The sequence below is a fragment of the Acidovorax sp. K2F genome, assembly GCF_025246485.1.
In the GTDB taxonomy this organism is placed as follows: domain Bacteria; phylum Pseudomonadota; class Gammaproteobacteria; order Burkholderiales; family Burkholderiaceae_C; genus Acidovorax; species Acidovorax delafieldii.
In genome coordinates this window covers 185911-200905 of the sequence record NZ_JAOBSQ010000055.1, presented here as the reverse complement: position 1 = coordinate 200905, position 14995 = coordinate 185911, and the positions used below count along the sequence as shown (strand labels likewise).

The 14995-nt window shown below is 64.9% G+C and carries 17 protein-coding genes; 13 read left to right on the top strand and 4 right to left on the bottom strand.

From position 1 onward, the window contains the following. Positions 1 to 159: 159 nt before the first annotated feature. Positions 160 to 582, bottom strand: a complete 423-nt coding sequence (locus N4G42_RS22340) for a DUF4279 domain-containing protein (protein ID WP_260668769.1) — start codon at positions 580 to 582, stop codon at positions 160 to 162. A gap of 236 nt (positions 583 to 818) precedes the next feature. Here N4G42_RS22340 and N4G42_RS22335 point away from each other — a divergent pair, with 236 nt between their 5' ends. Then, entirely contained in the window at positions 819 to 1100 is a 282-nt protein-coding gene (locus N4G42_RS22335; protein ID WP_260668768.1) for a hypothetical protein, read from the top strand. A gap of 227 nt (positions 1101 to 1327) precedes the next feature. Beyond that, positions 1328 to 2029, top strand: coding sequence for a phosphoglycolate phosphatase (gene gph, locus N4G42_RS22330; protein ID WP_260668767.1), 702 nt, complete (start codon positions 1328 to 1330; stop codon positions 2027 to 2029). A 19-nt stretch (positions 2030 to 2048) separates the two neighbouring features. Here gph and N4G42_RS22325 read toward each other — a convergent pair whose 3' ends face one another. Next, a complete protein-coding gene (locus N4G42_RS22325; protein ID WP_260668766.1) occupies positions 2049 to 3698 on the bottom strand; it encodes a methyl-accepting chemotaxis protein in 1650 nt (549 codons plus the stop codon). 278 nt (positions 3699 to 3976) lie between these two features. Next, on the bottom strand, positions 3977 to 4576 hold the full coding sequence (locus N4G42_RS22320; protein ID WP_260668765.1) for a chalcone isomerase family protein: 600 nt from the start codon (positions 4574 to 4576) through the stop codon (positions 3977 to 3979). A 362-nt stretch (positions 4577 to 4938) separates the two neighbouring features. Here N4G42_RS22320 and trpE point away from each other — a divergent pair, with 362 nt between their 5' ends. The 9 genes from trpE to N4G42_RS22275 all read left to right on the top strand — a co-directional run bounded on the left by trpE (position 4939) and on the right by N4G42_RS22275 (position 11122). Further along, complete coding sequence (gene trpE / locus N4G42_RS22315; protein ID WP_260668764.1) at positions 4939 to 6438, top strand: anthranilate synthase component I; 1500 nt, start codon at positions 4939 to 4941, stop codon at positions 6436 to 6438. After that, on the top strand, positions 6435 to 6770 hold the full coding sequence (locus tag N4G42_RS22310; protein ID WP_108499139.1) for a chorismate mutase: 336 nt from the start codon (positions 6435 to 6437) through the stop codon (positions 6768 to 6770). Before trpE ends, N4G42_RS22310 begins: the two co-directional genes overlap by 4 nt. Further along, positions 6767 to 7351 carry an aminodeoxychorismate/anthranilate synthase component II gene (locus N4G42_RS22305; RefSeq protein ID WP_121941202.1) on the top strand — a complete coding sequence of 195 codons (585 nt, stop codon included), beginning with the start codon at positions 6767 to 6769 and terminating at the stop codon, positions 7349 to 7351. Before N4G42_RS22310 ends, N4G42_RS22305 begins: the two co-directional genes overlap by 4 nt. After that, positions 7351 to 8016: a LysE family translocator gene (locus N4G42_RS22300; RefSeq protein WP_146872137.1), complete on the top strand. Its 666-nt coding sequence runs from the start codon at positions 7351 to 7353 to the stop codon at positions 8014 to 8016. The genes N4G42_RS22305 and N4G42_RS22300 overlap by 1 nt, the downstream gene beginning before the upstream one ends. Positions 8017 to 8033: 17 nt before the next feature. Further along, on the top strand, positions 8034 to 9071 hold the full coding sequence (gene trpD / locus N4G42_RS22295; protein WP_260668763.1) for an anthranilate phosphoribosyltransferase: 1038 nt from the start codon (positions 8034 to 8036) through the stop codon (positions 9069 to 9071). Positions 9072 to 9091: 20 nt separating this feature from the next. Further along, the gene (locus N4G42_RS22290; RefSeq protein ID WP_260668762.1) at positions 9092 to 9241 is read left to right on the top strand and encodes a hypothetical protein; all 150 of its coding nucleotides are present in this window, start codon (positions 9092 to 9094) and stop codon (positions 9239 to 9241) included. Continuing rightward, positions 9234 to 10037, top strand: a complete 804-nt coding sequence (gene trpC / locus N4G42_RS22285; protein ID WP_260668761.1) for an indole-3-glycerol phosphate synthase TrpC — start codon at positions 9234 to 9236, stop codon at positions 10035 to 10037. Before N4G42_RS22290 ends, trpC begins: the two co-directional genes overlap by 8 nt. 70 nt (positions 10038 to 10107) lie before the next feature. Continuing rightward, positions 10108 to 10824, top strand: a complete 717-nt coding sequence (locus tag N4G42_RS22280; RefSeq protein ID WP_108497474.1) for a uracil-DNA glycosylase — start codon at positions 10108 to 10110, stop codon at positions 10822 to 10824. Positions 10825 to 10852: 28 nt separating this feature from the next. After that, a complete protein-coding gene (locus tag N4G42_RS22275) occupies positions 10853 to 11122 on the top strand; it encodes a DUF3253 domain-containing protein (protein ID WP_260668760.1) in 270 nt (89 codons plus the stop codon). Between the two features lie 13 nt (positions 11123 to 11135). Here N4G42_RS22275 and N4G42_RS22270 read toward each other — a convergent pair whose 3' ends face one another. After that, the gene (locus N4G42_RS22270) at positions 11136 to 12047 is read right to left on the bottom strand and encodes a LysR substrate-binding domain-containing protein (protein WP_260668759.1); all 912 of its coding nucleotides are present in this window, start codon (positions 12045 to 12047) and stop codon (positions 11136 to 11138) included. Between the two features lie 152 nt (positions 12048 to 12199). On the opposite strand from N4G42_RS22270, the gene N4G42_RS22265 reads away from it, so the two are divergent. Both N4G42_RS22265 and N4G42_RS22260 read left to right on the top strand, forming a co-directional pair. Continuing rightward, the gene (locus N4G42_RS22265; protein WP_260668758.1) at positions 12200 to 13183 is read left to right on the top strand and encodes a Bug family tripartite tricarboxylate transporter substrate binding protein; all 984 of its coding nucleotides are present in this window, start codon (positions 12200 to 12202) and stop codon (positions 13181 to 13183) included. A gap of 168 nt (positions 13184 to 13351) precedes the next feature. Beyond that, a complete protein-coding gene (locus N4G42_RS22260) occupies positions 13352 to 14953 on the top strand; it encodes a gamma-glutamyltransferase family protein (protein WP_260668757.1) in 1602 nt (533 codons plus the stop codon). Positions 14954 to 14995: the final 42 nt, after the last annotated feature.

Genomic DNA, 14995 nt, shown 5'->3' with positions numbered 1-14995 from the left:
CATTGCACTTGCTACGTAGGAGCGTTGAAGCAGGAAGGCTGAGAAGCCGTTTCGGGCCCGCTAGCGTCCCTCGTCGTGGGGCAGAATCCGGCCAGGAGCAGTCGTTGCTATAAAGCGAAAGCAGACCTCAACGCGAATCGCGTCCGGAAGGCTACCAGTTTAGATTTCATGTTCGTGGTCATCCACGTAGTAAAAGTCAAGATCCAGTGCTAACCCTAGTTGAGCAGCTTTACGGACTTGCTCGCGGTCGAAGTGCATCCCGTGCCCGCTTGCCGGAAAGTAGCCCACGCACTGCAAAGTAAGGTCGTGCTCAACCCATAGCTGTCGGAGATCCGATGCTTTAGGCTGCAGCCGATGTAAAAGGGCGGCAATGTGATCCGCGAGAGGACTGGTGTCGTCAAAGCCGCTATTCATCCGCCAGCTCATTGAGCTTCGCAGCCGCCCGTTGCGCGGATTGATGTCACCAACATTCCACGCTTCTGAAGGTCTCAGACCGAGCAACGCTGTCACGTCCTCATGCGTGCCTGGCCCCGTGACATGAAAGTAGGCGTACTCACGGGTTGTAAGTGGTGGGGATGTCATGAGCGGTATGTGGGAAGGATGGAAAAATCCACAGAACCCGGCTAACTTCAGTAGGCAAACTATAGCCAGGAACTGGCTGGGTTCAGGGCACGAGCCACCCTGTGATGAATCAATGATCGCGTTGCGGTACTCTGATCCACGGTCGCCTTCGGGCCCGAAGCCGACGTTCAGTTCATCTGATAGCTGTCATTCGTTCGCACCAGAGCTATGCTCTCCGTAAACTCTAGAACGCACAAATGCCTCAAGACCTCGACAAGCTCCTCGGTCGTGTAAATGACGAAGAATCGTTCCGGACGTTCGTCGACGCTTTGGCTGCTGACTTCGCGGAGGCGCGAGAAATTGAGGCAATCACGCCGAGCAAGCCATATGGCGCTGGTGCATTAGGCTGGGAACACAGCACTGTAGACGGATTTCTTGGTGCGGCAGCAGCTTGTGGGGTGGCTGTTGTAGAGGGGGACTTGAACAACCCTTGGCTTCGTTGCGCTGCCATTTTGTATGGCGGCAAGTTCTACGAGTAGCTACGCAATCGAATGGCCGCTTCTGGCCGATAGTTCGCATTCGCAAAGACGGAGTGAGTGTCCGCGACCAGCCTGCAACTGCCCCATAAGCATATGGACTATTTGACCGACTGAAATCACGCCAAGAAGAGGGGCTGAGCTTGGCTGTCCAAAGCCCAAGTTTGGTCTTTTCAACTCTATTCCCAGAGTTGTTAGGATTCGAAGCTGAATTTTTCTAACTTTATTTCGTGTTTTCCAACATTATTCCGGTTTCCCACACCGGCGTGGACGCCGCCATCATCGACCTGGACGGAACCATGGTGGACACCATGGGTGATTTCAACGAGGCACTGAACCGCATGCTGCGCGAACTGGAGCTGCCGTCGATTGCGGCACAGACCATCGAGCACATGGTGGGTAAGGGGTCGGAGCATTTGCTGCGTTCAGTGCTCCACCACGTGCTGGCGCAGATAAATCATGCCTCTGTTGCTACTGAAATTGAAGCGTTGTATCCATCGGCCTGGGCCAGCTACCAACGCCACTATCTCGCCATCAATGGCCAGTATGCCGGGGTGTATGACGGTGTGGAGGCGGGGCTCCAGGCTTTGCGCGCCCGGGGTCTGCGTCTCGCCTGTCTGACCAACAAGCCCCGGGACTTTGCGCTGCCCTTGCTGCAGTCCAAGGGGCTTGACGGCTATTTCGAGAAGGTCTTCGGTGGCGACTCGTTCGAGCGCAAGAAGCCCGATCCGTTGCCGTTGCTCAAGACCTGCGAAGCCTTGGGTACCGACCCTGCGCGCACGCTCATGGTGGGCGACTCCAGCAACGATGCACAGGCCGCGCGGGCTGCGGGCTGCCCGGTGGTGCTGGTCACCTATGGCTACAACCACGGCCAGCCCGTGCGGGCCGTGGATGCCGATGGTTTTGTGGATACGCTGGCGCAGCTCGCCTGAGCTGGCCGAGCCTGCCTGTTCAGGCGGTCAGCTGGCGCGGTGCCACGCTGCGGTAATCCAGACGTGATGACGCGGGGGAATTGCTGCGTACGGGGGCGGGCACGGTGCTGGCGGGGCGCGTGCCGTTGTCCGAGAGGCGGAACACCGCCACGGCATCCACCAGCTGGCCTGCCTGGGTCTTGAGGCTGTCGGCGGCGGCAGCACTTTGTTCCACCAGGGCGGCGTTTTGCTGGGTGGCCTGGTCCATCTGCGTGATGGCCTCTCCGACCTGTGAGACGCCCTGGCTTTGTTCGCTGCTGGCGGCGCTGATTTCGCCCATGATGTCGGTCACGCGCCGGATGGCGCTGACCACTTCGGTCATCGTGGCGCCGGCCTTGTCCACCAGTGCCGTGCCGCGCTCCACGCGTTCCACGCTGGTTCCAATCAGACCCTTGATCTCCTTGGCGGCCTCGGCGCTGCGTTGCGCCAGGCTGCGCACCTCGCCCGCCACCACGGCAAAGCCCCGACCCTGTTCGCCCGCGCGTGCGGCCTCCACAGCCGCGTTCAGCGCCAGGATGTTGGTCTGGAAGGCGATGCCATCGATCACGCTGATGATGTCCGCGATCTTGCGGCTGCTGTCGTTGATGCCCTTCATGGTGTCCACCACCTCGGCCACAACGTCGCCGCCCTGCACGGCCACGGTGCTGGCGCTCATGGCCAGCTGGTTGGCGGTGCGGGCGTTGTCGGCGTTCTGGCGCACGGTGGAGCCCAGCTCTTCCATGGAGGCTGCGGTTTCCTCCAGTGCGCTGGCCTGCTGTTCTGTGCGGGCACTCAGGTCGTTGTTGCCGGATGCAATCTCGGCACTGGCCGTGGCCACGCCCTCGGCACTGTTGCGCACGTTGCCCACGATGGTGGCCAGGCGCGATTGCATGGTGGACAGTGCCTGCAGCAACTGGCCGGTTTCGTCATTGCCACTGGTGGTAATGGGGTGGGTCAGATCGCCATCTGCAATGCTTTCGGCGGCTTGTTGGCCTTGCTGCAAGGGGCGCACGATGGAGCGCGTGACGGTCAGGCCCATCAATGCGCCGAGCGCGACGGCCACCAGCGTGCCTACGCCCAACAGCACCTGGCTGGCTTTGGCCAGGGTGGAGGTGTCTGCCTGGCTTTCGGCCAGCTGGGCGGCCATGGTTTTGCGCAGGTCGTCGAGGGATTGAAGGTATTTGTCGGCCAGCGGGCGCAGGTCCTTGTCCACGAGGGCGGGCACGTTGGGTTCGCCACCGCGGTGCAGTTCCCGGATTTCGTTGAGCTTGTCGTTGTAGGCCTGCCGGGCCGTCGCAATTGCTGCCAGAAGCCCCTTGGCCTGGTCGCCTTGCACCAGTGCCTCAATGCGCTTGACCTTGGCTTCCATGCCCTTCGCCGTCGCCTGGGTGTCGGCGGTGAGCTTGTCCATGTAGTCGCGGTCGATGGCCTTGAGGAAGGCCTCAGTGCGTACCCAGTTCAGACGGATGTCCGACGCCCAGTCCTCCACCAGGGTTTGCTGCTCGATCTCCTGCGTGGCGACGCGCTCGCTGGCACGTTGCAGGCTGGCAATGCGCCACATCCCTGTGGCCGCAATGAGAGCTGTGATGAGAAGGATGGCGCCGAAGGATGCGCCCAGGCGCAGGCCGACGGAAAGGTTGCTGAGTTTCATGGTGGTGTCTGGCGCGTAAGGGGCTGGGGGCAGAAGGGGCGTTACAGACGGCTCGTTGCGGGGCGCGGATAGCGCACAAAGCTCGGTTCAGGCCGTGGCCTCGGGCGCTGCGGGTGCACGCAGCGGGAGGCCGGTTGTCGCGTTGTCAAAAAGGGCTGGAAAGGTTGGGCAATGGCTGGAGCGGGGGCTGAGGCACAGGCTACTCCCGGGTAGGGGGCGCGTCTGTCGGGCGCGCGACAGCCTTTGCCGGGAGGGCGTGGGTGTTTGCCCTAGGAGGACTAGGACGATGACTGGGCGGTCTTGCCCAGCAACGCGTCCTTGAGCTTCCAGTCAGCTGGCGCATTGCCCAGCCAGATACCCAGCAACGCGTTGAAGAACTCGGGTTCCTTGAAGGGCTCTCCCTGCGGCTTGCCCTTGACGGTGATGACGGTGCCGGTACCCGGAATCCAGTCGATCTGGAACTGGTCTCCCGCCACCAGCTTCTTGTGGTCCGAGAAGATCTGGCTCATGCGGAGCACGCCAGGAATGAGCTTGGAGAATGCCGCGCGGTCCATGTTGTCCTCCATGCCGCGCGAGAACAGCTTGCCCAGCTCGGTGGAGTCGATGTCGCGCAGCATGGTGATGCTCATGCGCTTGGGGCCCTTCTGGGCCATGACGTCGGCGGGTGTGCCGGCTTTCTTTTCGAGATACAGCCCCGCCGTGTATACCTTGAACACTGCCTTGTAGCGCACCCCTGCGCCGTTGAGCTGCAGGGTGCTGCCGCTCAGGCTGGCGGTTTCTTCGTATTTCACGTCGGCCACGGTAATGGGCTGGGCAATGGCACTGGCTGCCAACAGGCAAGCTCCCGCCATCACAGCGCATCGCGTCAGGAATTTCATGCGCAGCTCCTAAAAAAGAACGGTCGTTCGTTTCAAATTGTTGCAGCGCTCCTGTCGGGCCGCAACAGGGTTTTCGAGCGGTTGTGCGATCTCGCTGTGAGATCTGTCGAATCAGCCCGCTAAAAAAGCTTTGCTACACTTTGGCCCATGTTCATTCACCACGTGTTCATCACAGGTTGCAGCGACCGGGGAGCCTGGCCCTGGCGTCAGCCTGTCGCTTTGAACGCCTGATGGCACCTGGGCAGCAGCCCCAGCGTGCACCCGTGGCCTCCACCCGGATGCGGTGAGGCCGATTGAATGGACCACAGCGCCCCTTTTCTATTGCACAGGGACACGCGCTGCGACAGCTGGGAGCCCTCCCCGTGATCACAGAACTTGAATTCAAAAGCCTGGCCAGCGAAGGCTATAACCGCATTCCGCTCATGGCCGAGGCCTTTGCGGACCTGGAAACTCCGCTTTCGCTCTATCTGAAGCTGGCGCACACCAAAGACGGCGGCAAGCACAGCTTCCTGCTCGAATCCGTGGTGGGCGGCGAGCGCTTCGGGCGCTACAGCTTCATTGGCCTGCCCGCGCGCACGCTGTTGCGGGCCAGTGGCTTTGGGGCGCAGGCCAAAACCGAGGTCGTGACGGACGGCCAGGTGGTCGAAACCGCACAAGGCAATCCGCTCGACTTCATCGAGGCCTACCAAAAGCGTTTCAAAGTGGCTTTGCGCCCCGGCCTGCCGCGCTTCTGCGGCGGCCTGGCCGGTTACTTCGGCTACGACGCGGTGCGCTACATCGAAAAGAAGCTGGAGACCACCTGCCCACCCGACACCCTGGGCTGCCCCGACATCCTGCTGCTGCAGTGTGAGGAGCTGGCCGTCATCGACAACCTCTCGGGCAAGCTGTATCTCATTGTCTACGCCGACCCGGCCCAGCCGGAGGCGTACGCCAAGGCCAAGAAGCGCCTGCGCGAACTGAAAGAGCAGCTCAAGTATTCGGTGAGCGCCCCCGTGGTCAAGGCCACCGAAAGCCACCCCGCCCAGCGCGACTTTGCCAAGGCCGACTACCTGGCCGCTGTGGAGCGCGCCAAGGAGCTGATCGCTGCGGGCGACTTCATGCAGGTGCAGGTGGGCCAGCGCATCCACAAGCGCTACACCGAATCGCCCCTGTCGCTGTACCGCGCGCTGCGTTCGCTGAACCCGTCGCCGTACATGTACTTCTACGACTTTGGCGACTTCCATGTGGTGGGCGCCAGCCCCGAGATCCTTGTGCGCCAGGAGAAGACCGACGAAGGCACCAAGGTCACCATCCGCCCGCTGGCGGGCACCCGCCCGCGTGGCGCCACGCCCGAGAAGGACAAGGCCACCGAGGTTGAACTCATCAACGACCCCAAGGAACGTGCCGAGCACGTGATGCTGATCGACCTGGCGCGCAACGACATCGGCCGCATCGCCCAAACTGGCACCGTGAAGGTGACCGAAGCCTTTGCCGTGGAGCGCTACAGCCACGTGATGCACATCGTGAGCAACGTCGAAGGCATCCTGAACGAGGGCATGACCAGCATGGATGTGCTCAAGGCCACCTTCCCCGCAGGCACGCTCACCGGCGCGCCCAAGGTGCACGCCATGGAGCTCATCGACCAGCTCGAACCCACCAAGCGCGGCCTTTACGGCGGCGCCTGCGGCTACCTGAGCTACGCGGGCGACATGGACGTGGCGATTGCGATCCGCACCGGCATCATCAAGAACGGAACGCTCTACGTGCAGGCGGCTGCCGGTGTGGTGGCTGACTCGGTGCCCGAGCTGGAATGGAAAGAAACCGAACACAAGGCCCGTGCGCTGCTGCGTGCCGCAGAGCTGGTCGAGGAGGGGCTGGAATGACCCTCGCTATCACCCGAGTCAAACCCTGCGCCACCATGCAGGACGTGCGCCGCGAAGTGAACGCGCTGGACGACGTCCTGGTGCCCTTGCTGGTGGAGCGCGTGGGCTACATGACCCAGGCCGCCCGCATCAAGCAAGGTGTGGAACAGGTGCGCGATGAAGCGCGCATTGAGGCCATCGTGGCCCGCGTGCGCGAGCGCGCCCAGGCCGAAGGCGGTGACGCCGACGTGATGGAAGCCATCTACCGCAGCCTCATGGAAGCCTGCATTGCCTATGAACACCGCGAGTTCGCCCGTCTGCGCGAGCCCGCCCTTGCCGGGAGCGCCGCATGAAACTCTTGATGGTCGACAACTACGACAGCTTCACTTACAACATCGTCCAGTACTTTGGTGAACTGGGCGCCGAGGTCGAGGTGTTCCGCAACGACGAGATCACCGTGGCCGAGATCGAGGCGCGTCTGAACGCGGGCCAGCTCGACCGCCTCGTCATCTCGCCCGGCCCTTGCTCGCCCGCAGAGGCGGGCATCTCCGTGGCCGCGATCAAGCACTTTGCCGGCAAGCTGCCCATCCTGGGCGTGTGCCTGGGCCACCAGAGCATTGGCGCGGCCTTCGGCGGCAACATCATCCGCGCGCAGGAGCTGATGCACGGCAAGACCAGCGTCATCACCACCACGCAAAAGGGCGTGTTTGCCGGGCTACCCGAGCAGTTCACCGTCAACCGCTACCACTCGCTGGCCATCGAGCGCGCCACCTGCCCCGATGTGCTGGAGGTGACGGCCTGGACGGAGGACGGCGAGATCATGGGCGTACGCCACAAGACGCTGGCGATCGAAGGCGTGCAGTTCCACCCCGAAAGCATCCTCACCGAACACGGCCACGCCATGCTCAAGAACTTTCTGGAGCAGCGCACATGATGATTGACGCCCACCAGTTGGTGATGTTCATTGCCGCAGGCTGGCTGCTCAACCTCACGCCAGGCCCCGATGTGCTTTACATCGTGACCAACGCGCTCAAGTCCGGCACCCGCGCGGGCATCGTGGCGGGCCTGGGCATCACGGCTGGGTGTTTTGTGCACATCTTTGCGGCCGCCGTGGGCGTGGGTGCGCTGCTGGCCGCATCGGCCACGGCGTTCACCGTGCTCAAGTGGATCGGTGCTGCGTACCTGATGTGGATGGGTGTGCGCATGCTGTTGTCCAAGCCCGGTGCCGATGGGGGCAACAGCGCAGCGCTGGCAGCCGCGCAGGCGGCCCCTGCGCAGCACACACCGCTGCGCAAGGTGTTCCTCGGTGGCTTCTGGACCAATGTGCTCAACCCCAAGGTCGCGATCTTCTTCCTGGCCTTTGTGCCGCAGTTCATCGCGCCGGGCGCGGACAACAAGGCGCTGGCCTTTGTGCTGTTGGGCGTGCTGTTCAACCTCAACGCCGTCCCCGTCAATGTGGGCTGGGCGCTGGCGGCATCGTGGATGGCACGGCGCGCCGGGGTGATCCAGCGCGGCATGCACTGGCTGGACCGCGTGGCCGGTGCCATGTTCATCGGCTTCGGGCTCAAGCTGGCCTTCACGGACCAGCCCTCAGCATAAATACCAGGAGACATTCCATGCCCATTACCCCCCAGGAAGCGCTGCAGCGCACCATCGAGCACCGCGAAATCTTCCACGACGAGATGCTGCACCTGATGCGGCTCATCATGAACGGCGAACTCTCACCCGTCATGACCGCGTCCATCATCACCGGCCTGCGCGTGAAGAAGGAAACCATCGGCGAGATCACCGCAGCCGCGCAGGTGATGCGCGAGTTCAGCACCAAGGTGCACGTCAAGGACGCGACCCACATGGTGGACATCGTGGGCACGGGCGGTGACGGTGCCAACACCTTCAACATCTCCACCTGCTCTCTGTTCGTAGCCGCCGCTGCGGGCGCCAAGGTCAGCAAACACGGTGGGCGCGGTGTGTCGAGCAAAAGCGGCAGCGCCGATGTGATGGAGGCCCTGGGCATCCACATCAACCTGAAGCCCGAGCAGATCGCCCAGTGCATCGCTGAAGTGGGCATCGGCTTCATGTTTGCGCCCAACCACCACCCGGCCATGAAGAACGTGGCCCCGGTGCGCAAGGAATTGGGCGTGCGCACCATCTTCAACATCCTGGGCCCGCTGACCAACCCGGCCGGTGCGCCCAACATCTTGATGGGCGTGTTCCACCCCGACCTCGTCGGTATCCAGGTGCGCGCGCTGCAGCGCCTGGGCGCCGAACACGCGCTGGTGGTGTACGGCCGTGACGGCATGGACGAAGTGAGCCTGGGCGCCGCCACGCTGGTCGGTGAGCTGAAGAACGGCCAGATCACCGAATACGAGATCCACCCTGAAGACTTCGGCCTGCCGATGGCGAGCAACCGCGCGCTCAAGGTCGAAACACCCGAGCAGTCGCGTGAGATGCTGATCGGCGTGCTGAAAGGCGAACCCGGTGCCGCGCAGGACATCGTCTGCCTGAATGCAGGCGTGGCCCTCTATGCCGCCAACGTGGCCGAGTCCATCCAGACGGGCATTGCCAAGGCACGCGCTGCGATTGCCTCCGGCGCCGCGCTGGCGAAGCTGGAGCAGGTGGTCACGCGCACGCATGCGCTGGCCACAGCGGTCTGATACGGCGGCCTGACCCAGCCATGTGGCACGACCCGGGCACCTGGATCGCACTGGGCGTCTCTGCCCTGTTCATCGTGGCCGGGGTCGTAATGCATCGCGTCTTCACCCGCATTCTGAAACAGGGCTCCGCTGAGCCCGCCGAAACCGACAAGGCAGCCAACCATGAGTAGTGACATCCTCAACAAGATCGTGGCCGTCAAGCACGAAGAAGTGGCCGCCGCCAAAAAGCGCCTGCCGTTCGACGCCATGCGCGCCGATGCGGAGAGCCGCGTGCTCACGCGCGACTTTGAAGGCGCGCTGCGGGCCAAGATCGCCAAGGGCCAGGCGGCTGTGATTGCCGAGGTCAAGAAGGCCAGCCCCAGCAAGGGCGTGCTGCGCGCTGACTTCGAGCCCGCTGACATTGCGCAGAGCTACATGGAAGGCGACGGCAAGGTGAGTGCCGCCTGCCTGTCGGTGCTGACCGACCGCCAGTTCTTCCAGGGCCAGCCCGACTACCTGAAGCAGGCCCGCGCCAGCACGCTGCTGCCGGTGCTGCGCAAGGATTTCATGGTGGACGCGTACCAGATCTACGAGTCGCGGGCTATGGGCGCCGACGCCATCTTGCTGATCGCCGCCTGTCTGGACGACGCGCAAATGGCCGACTTTGAAGCCATCGCGCGCAGCCTGGACATGGCTGTGCTGGTGGAAGTGCACGACCGCCCCGAGCTGGAGCGGGCGCTGAAGCTCAAGACCCCGCTGTTCGGCATCAACAACCGCAACCTGCGCACCTTCGAGGTCACGCTGGACACGACTTTGGGCATGTTGAAAGACGTGCCGCAAGACCGTCTGCTGGTCACCGAGTCGGGCATTCTCAAGCCCGCCGATGTGAAGACGATGCGCGACGCGGGCGTGCACGCCTTCCTGGTGGGCGAGGCCTTCATGCGGGCCGACGACCCTGGCCTGGCGCTGGCCAAGCTGTTCGCTTGATAGTGATCGATCACTATGTTTTTGATAGCTGCTGGAGCATATTTAACTAGCGCTACCAGCCCATTTCGCCATGAATCCCTCTGAAATGCCTGCCACGCAACTCCAGACGGCCCAACCCGCCGACTGGCCGGTGGCCCCTGGCTGGCAGCCCTTGGTGGACGCCTTTTTTGCAGGCGCGCGTGGGCAGGCGTTGCTCGCTCACTTGCAGGCGCGGCTGCAGGCCGGGGCTGCGATCTTTCCGCCCCAACCGTTGCGCGCGCTGGACCTGACGCCACCCGAAGACGTGCGCGTGGTCATCCTGGGGCAGGACCCGTACCACGGCCGGGGCCAGGCCGAGGGTCTGGCATTTTCGGTGGCGCCGGGCGTGCGGCTGCCGCCCTCGCTGCAGAACATCTTCAAGGAAATGCAGCGCGACCTGGGGGTGGCGTTTCCCCCGTTCCCGAACCCCGGCGGTAGCCTGGTCAAGTGGGCAAAGAATGGCGTGCTGCTGCTCAACACCTGCCTCACGGTGGAAGAGGGCCAGGCCGCCAGCCATGCGGGCAAGGGCTGGGAAGAGCTGACCGACACCGTCATCCGCCACGTGGCCGAGGGCCCGCGTCCGGTGGTGTTCATGCTCTGGGGCTCGCACGCACAGGGAAAGCGCGCGTGGATTCCCGCAGACCGGGGGCACCTGGTGCTCACTTCCAACCACCCCTCGCCGCTGTCGGCCCTGCGCCCGCCGGTGCCCTTCATTGGCAACGGGCACTTTGGCAAGGCGCGGGATTTTCGCGCGCAGCACGGGTACTGAGCAGGGTTCGCAACACCGCGCGCGCGCCATGACCGACGCAGACGTGGAGGCGCAAATCTTCGCCTTGCTGGCGCAGCGCAAGCCGCACACGACGATCTGCCCGTCAGAGGTCGCTCGGGCGTTGGTGCCAGAGGGCGGTGATTGGCGCCACTACATGCCTCAAGTCAGGCAGGTGGCGCAGGTTTTGGCCCAGCAGCACCGCCTGCGCGTCACGCGCGGCGGGGTGCCGGTGGATGCCAAAGCGCCCGGCGGCCCGATTCGCCTCGGTCTGCCGATGGATGACCAGCCCAGCGAATAACCCACGCCAAGGGCTACCACGGCTGCGGTAGCCGTTCCTTGAGCAGCTCCAGAAACGCCTGCGCCGCCACCGGCAGGCTGCGCCCGGCCAGGGTCTGGAGTTCGATGTCGCGCAGGTCCATGCCGGGGTCGCTGATGGGCAGGGCCACGATGGCGCCTTCGGCCACCAGGTGGCGCACGGCGATCTCGCTGGCCACGGACAGGCCGCCGCCCAGCTGTACAAAGTTGACCACCGTCTTGGCGTGGTTGCTGATGAGCACGGCCTCCAGCTGCAGGCCCTGGCGGCTGCAGACGATGTCGATCATCTGACGCACCGTGGTTTCGGCCGGGGGCAGGGCCAGCGGGTACCCGGCCATCTGCGCCAGGGTCACGCTGCCTGCGCTGGCCAGTGGGTGGCCCGGGGGCAGCAGGGCCAGCACCGGCGCGCTCTGACGGTAGGCCACGTCAATGTCCTTGTGCGGTGCGCGGCTGAAGCACAGGCCGATGTCGGCTGCGCCGCTGCGCACGGCGTCGGGAACCTGGGCCGTGGGCAAGGCGATCACGCTGAACTGCACCCCTGCGTACGTGCGCTGGAACTCTATGCACAGGCGCGGCACCAGCTCGTTCGCAAACGCATCCGATGTGGCCAGACGCACCTGCCCCGCACGCAGGCCCTGCAGCGCGCCGATCTCGCCCAGCGCGCGCTCGGCGTCCAGCAACGTGCGGCGCGCGTGCACCGCCAGGATCTCGCCCGCCGCCGTCAGCACCATGCCGCGCGGGTGGCGCTCAAAGAGGGGCGTGCCCAGCTGGGCCTCCAGCCCCGCGATCTGGCGGCTCAGTGCCGAGGCGGCCACATGCAGCCGGGCCGAGGCCTCGGTGAGCGATCCACTCTGCGCCACGGCCAGAAAGTAGCGCAGGGTGGTGTCTTGCAGCAGGTGGGGACGCATGGAGGAAGGGGTGGAGAGGGAGGTGTTCAGTATGCGTCGGTTTGCCGTGGTGGCAAAGCAGTTTGCTGAAATGCTGTTGGTCAAGCAAGGCGCAGCTTCCTAAGATGGTTCCATCCTCTGTTGTGTCCGATTTCTTTGCGGGAGTGCTCTGTATGCGTCTACTTTCCTGGGGCCGTGGTGTCTGGGGCCTGGCCGGCCTGCTGGTGCTGGCATCTGCCGCGCAGGCACAAGCCAATTGGCCGGATCGCCCCGTGCGGGTGATCGTGCCCTTCCCAGCCAGCGGCGCGACCGACCTGGTGGCCCGCACCGTTACCCAGCGCGTCGCGGCCGACCTGGGACAGCAACTGGTGGTAGACAACAAGCCCGGCGCTGGCGGCACCCTGGGCACGGCCGAGGCGGCCAAGGCCGCACCCGACGGCTATACCCTGCTGCTGACCACGAGCAGCACACATGCCATCTCGCCCCACCTCATGCCCAAGCTGGCTTATGACCCGCGCAAGGACTTCACGCCAGTAGCCCATGTGGCCGACGCACACAGCGTGCTGCTGGTCACCAACAGCCTGCCGGTCAAGACCGTGGGCGAACTGATTGCCTACGCCAAGGCCCACCCCGGCAAGCTCAACTACGCCACCAGCGGCAACGGCACCATCGTGCACCTGAACACGGCCGCCTTCAGCGCCCAGGCGGGTGTGGAGATGACGCACATCCCCTACAAGGGCACGGCCCTGGCCATCCCGGACCTGATTGCCGGGCAGACGCATGTGCTGTTTGACTCGCTGCCCACCGGCATGCCGCACGCCAAGGCCGGCCGCCTGCGCGCACTGGCCGTGACCAGCGAAAAGCGCAGCACCCTGGCGCCCGAGCTGCCCACGCTGGCCGAATCTGGCCTGCCCGGCTATTCGTCGGTGACCTGGTTTGGTGTGTACCTGCCTGCCGGGGCATCCCCCGCGCTGGTGGAGAAGGTGCACAAGGCCTTCGCCAAAGCCGTGCAGGCGCCCGAAGTGGCCGAGAGCCTGGCCAAGCTGGGCGTGGAGCCCGCCGCACCGCGCACGCCCGCGCAGTTTGGTGCCATGGTGCAGGCCGATAGCAATCGCTGGGCGACGGTGATTCGCCAGCACAAAATAACCCTGGAGTGACATCCCCCTGAGCGGCTTTGCCGCTTCCCCCTTCTCTCGAATGGCGTTGCCATTCGGGAAGGGGGACGACGCCCTCGGTGCGGGGCGGCCCTTCCTCGGCGTCCCTCGCTTTGCGCCGCGCCGGTTTCATGCAGCCCGCCCTGTGCGGGGCAACAGAGTCAGAACGCTATGAATACCCCATCCCTCGACTGGTCCCTTCCCTACGCCTCAAACCGCAGCGCGGTCATGGGCCGCAACGTGGTCTCCACTTCGCAGCCGCTGGCCGCGCAGGCGGGCCTTCGCATGCTGCTGGCGGGTGGCAACGCGGTGGACGCCGCCATTGCCGCTGCCATGGCGCTCACGGTGGTGGAGCCCACGGGCTGCGGCCTGGGCAGCGACGGGTTTGCCATCGTGTGGGATGGCAAGGAGCTGCACGGCCTCAATGCCTCGGGCCGCTCGCCTGCGGCATGGACGCCTGAATACTTCGAGAAGCTGGGCGGCATCCCCGAGACGGGCTGGAACGCCGTCACCGTGCCCGGTGCCGTGTCGGCCTGGGTGGCGCTCTCCAAGCGCCTGGGCAAGCTGCCGTTTGCACAACTGGCCCAGCCCGCCATCGACTATGCGCGCAACGGCTTCCCGGTGTCGCCCACCATCGCCCGTCTGTGGGCGCTGGGCGCGGCCAAGCTGGGCACGCAGCCCGGGTTTGCCGAGTGCTTCATGCCGAATGGTCGCGTGCCCCAGGCGGGCGAAATCTTCCGCAGCGAAGCCCATGCGCGCACGCTGGAGCTGATTGCCGAGACCGAGGGCGAGGCTTTCTACCGCGGCGTGATCGCCGAGCGCATCGCAGCACATTCGCAGGCCCATGGCGGCGCCATGACGATGGCCGACCTGGCCGCCCACCAGGCCGACTGGGTGGGCACCGTCCAGCAGCGGTTTGGCGATTCGGTGGTCCATGAGATTCCGCCCAACGGCCAGGGCATTGCCGCACTGATGGCGCTGGGCATGCTCGACGCGCATGGCATCGGCGCTCACCCGGTGGACGATGTGGAGACCGTGCACGCCAGCATCGAGGCCATGAAGCTCGCTTTTGCCGACCTGCACCAGTACAACGCCGACATCGACGCCATGCACGTCAAACCCGATGCGCTGCTGAACCCCGACTACCTGCGCAGCCGCGCCACACTGATCGACACCACGCGCGCTGGCGACCCCGGCTACGGCGCGCCGCGTCCCGGCGGCACGGTGTACTTGGCGGCGGCCGACGCGTCCGGCATGATGGTCTCGTTCATCCAGTCCAACTACATGGGCTTTGGCTCGGGCGTGGTGGTGCCGGGCACGGGCATTAGCTTGCAGAACCGGGGCCATGGCTTCAACCTGGTCCCGGGCCACGCCAACCAGGTGGCGCCGCGCAAGCGCCCCTCGCACACCATCATCCCGGCCTTTGCGATGCATGCCGACGGCACGCCGCAGATGGCGTTTGGCGTGATGGGCGGCCCCATGCAAAGCCAGGGCCACACCCAGATGGCGCTGCGCGTGCTGCGCTACGGCCAGAACCCACAGGCAGCTGCCGATGCACCCCGCTGGCGCATCACCGGCGGCAAGGGTGTGGCGGTGGAGCCAGGGTTCGACCCCGCCGTGGTCGCCGCGCTGCGCGCGCGCGGGCACGAGGTGACGGTGGAAGAGGGCAACGGCGTGTTCGCCTTTGGCGGCGCCCAGCTGGTGCTCAGGAACGGCAACAGCTACATCGCAGGTTCGGACCCGCGCAAGGACGGGCACGCGGTGGCGTTCTGATCCCTGCCCAGGCGGCGGGCTTGATGCTATTGAATATATAGC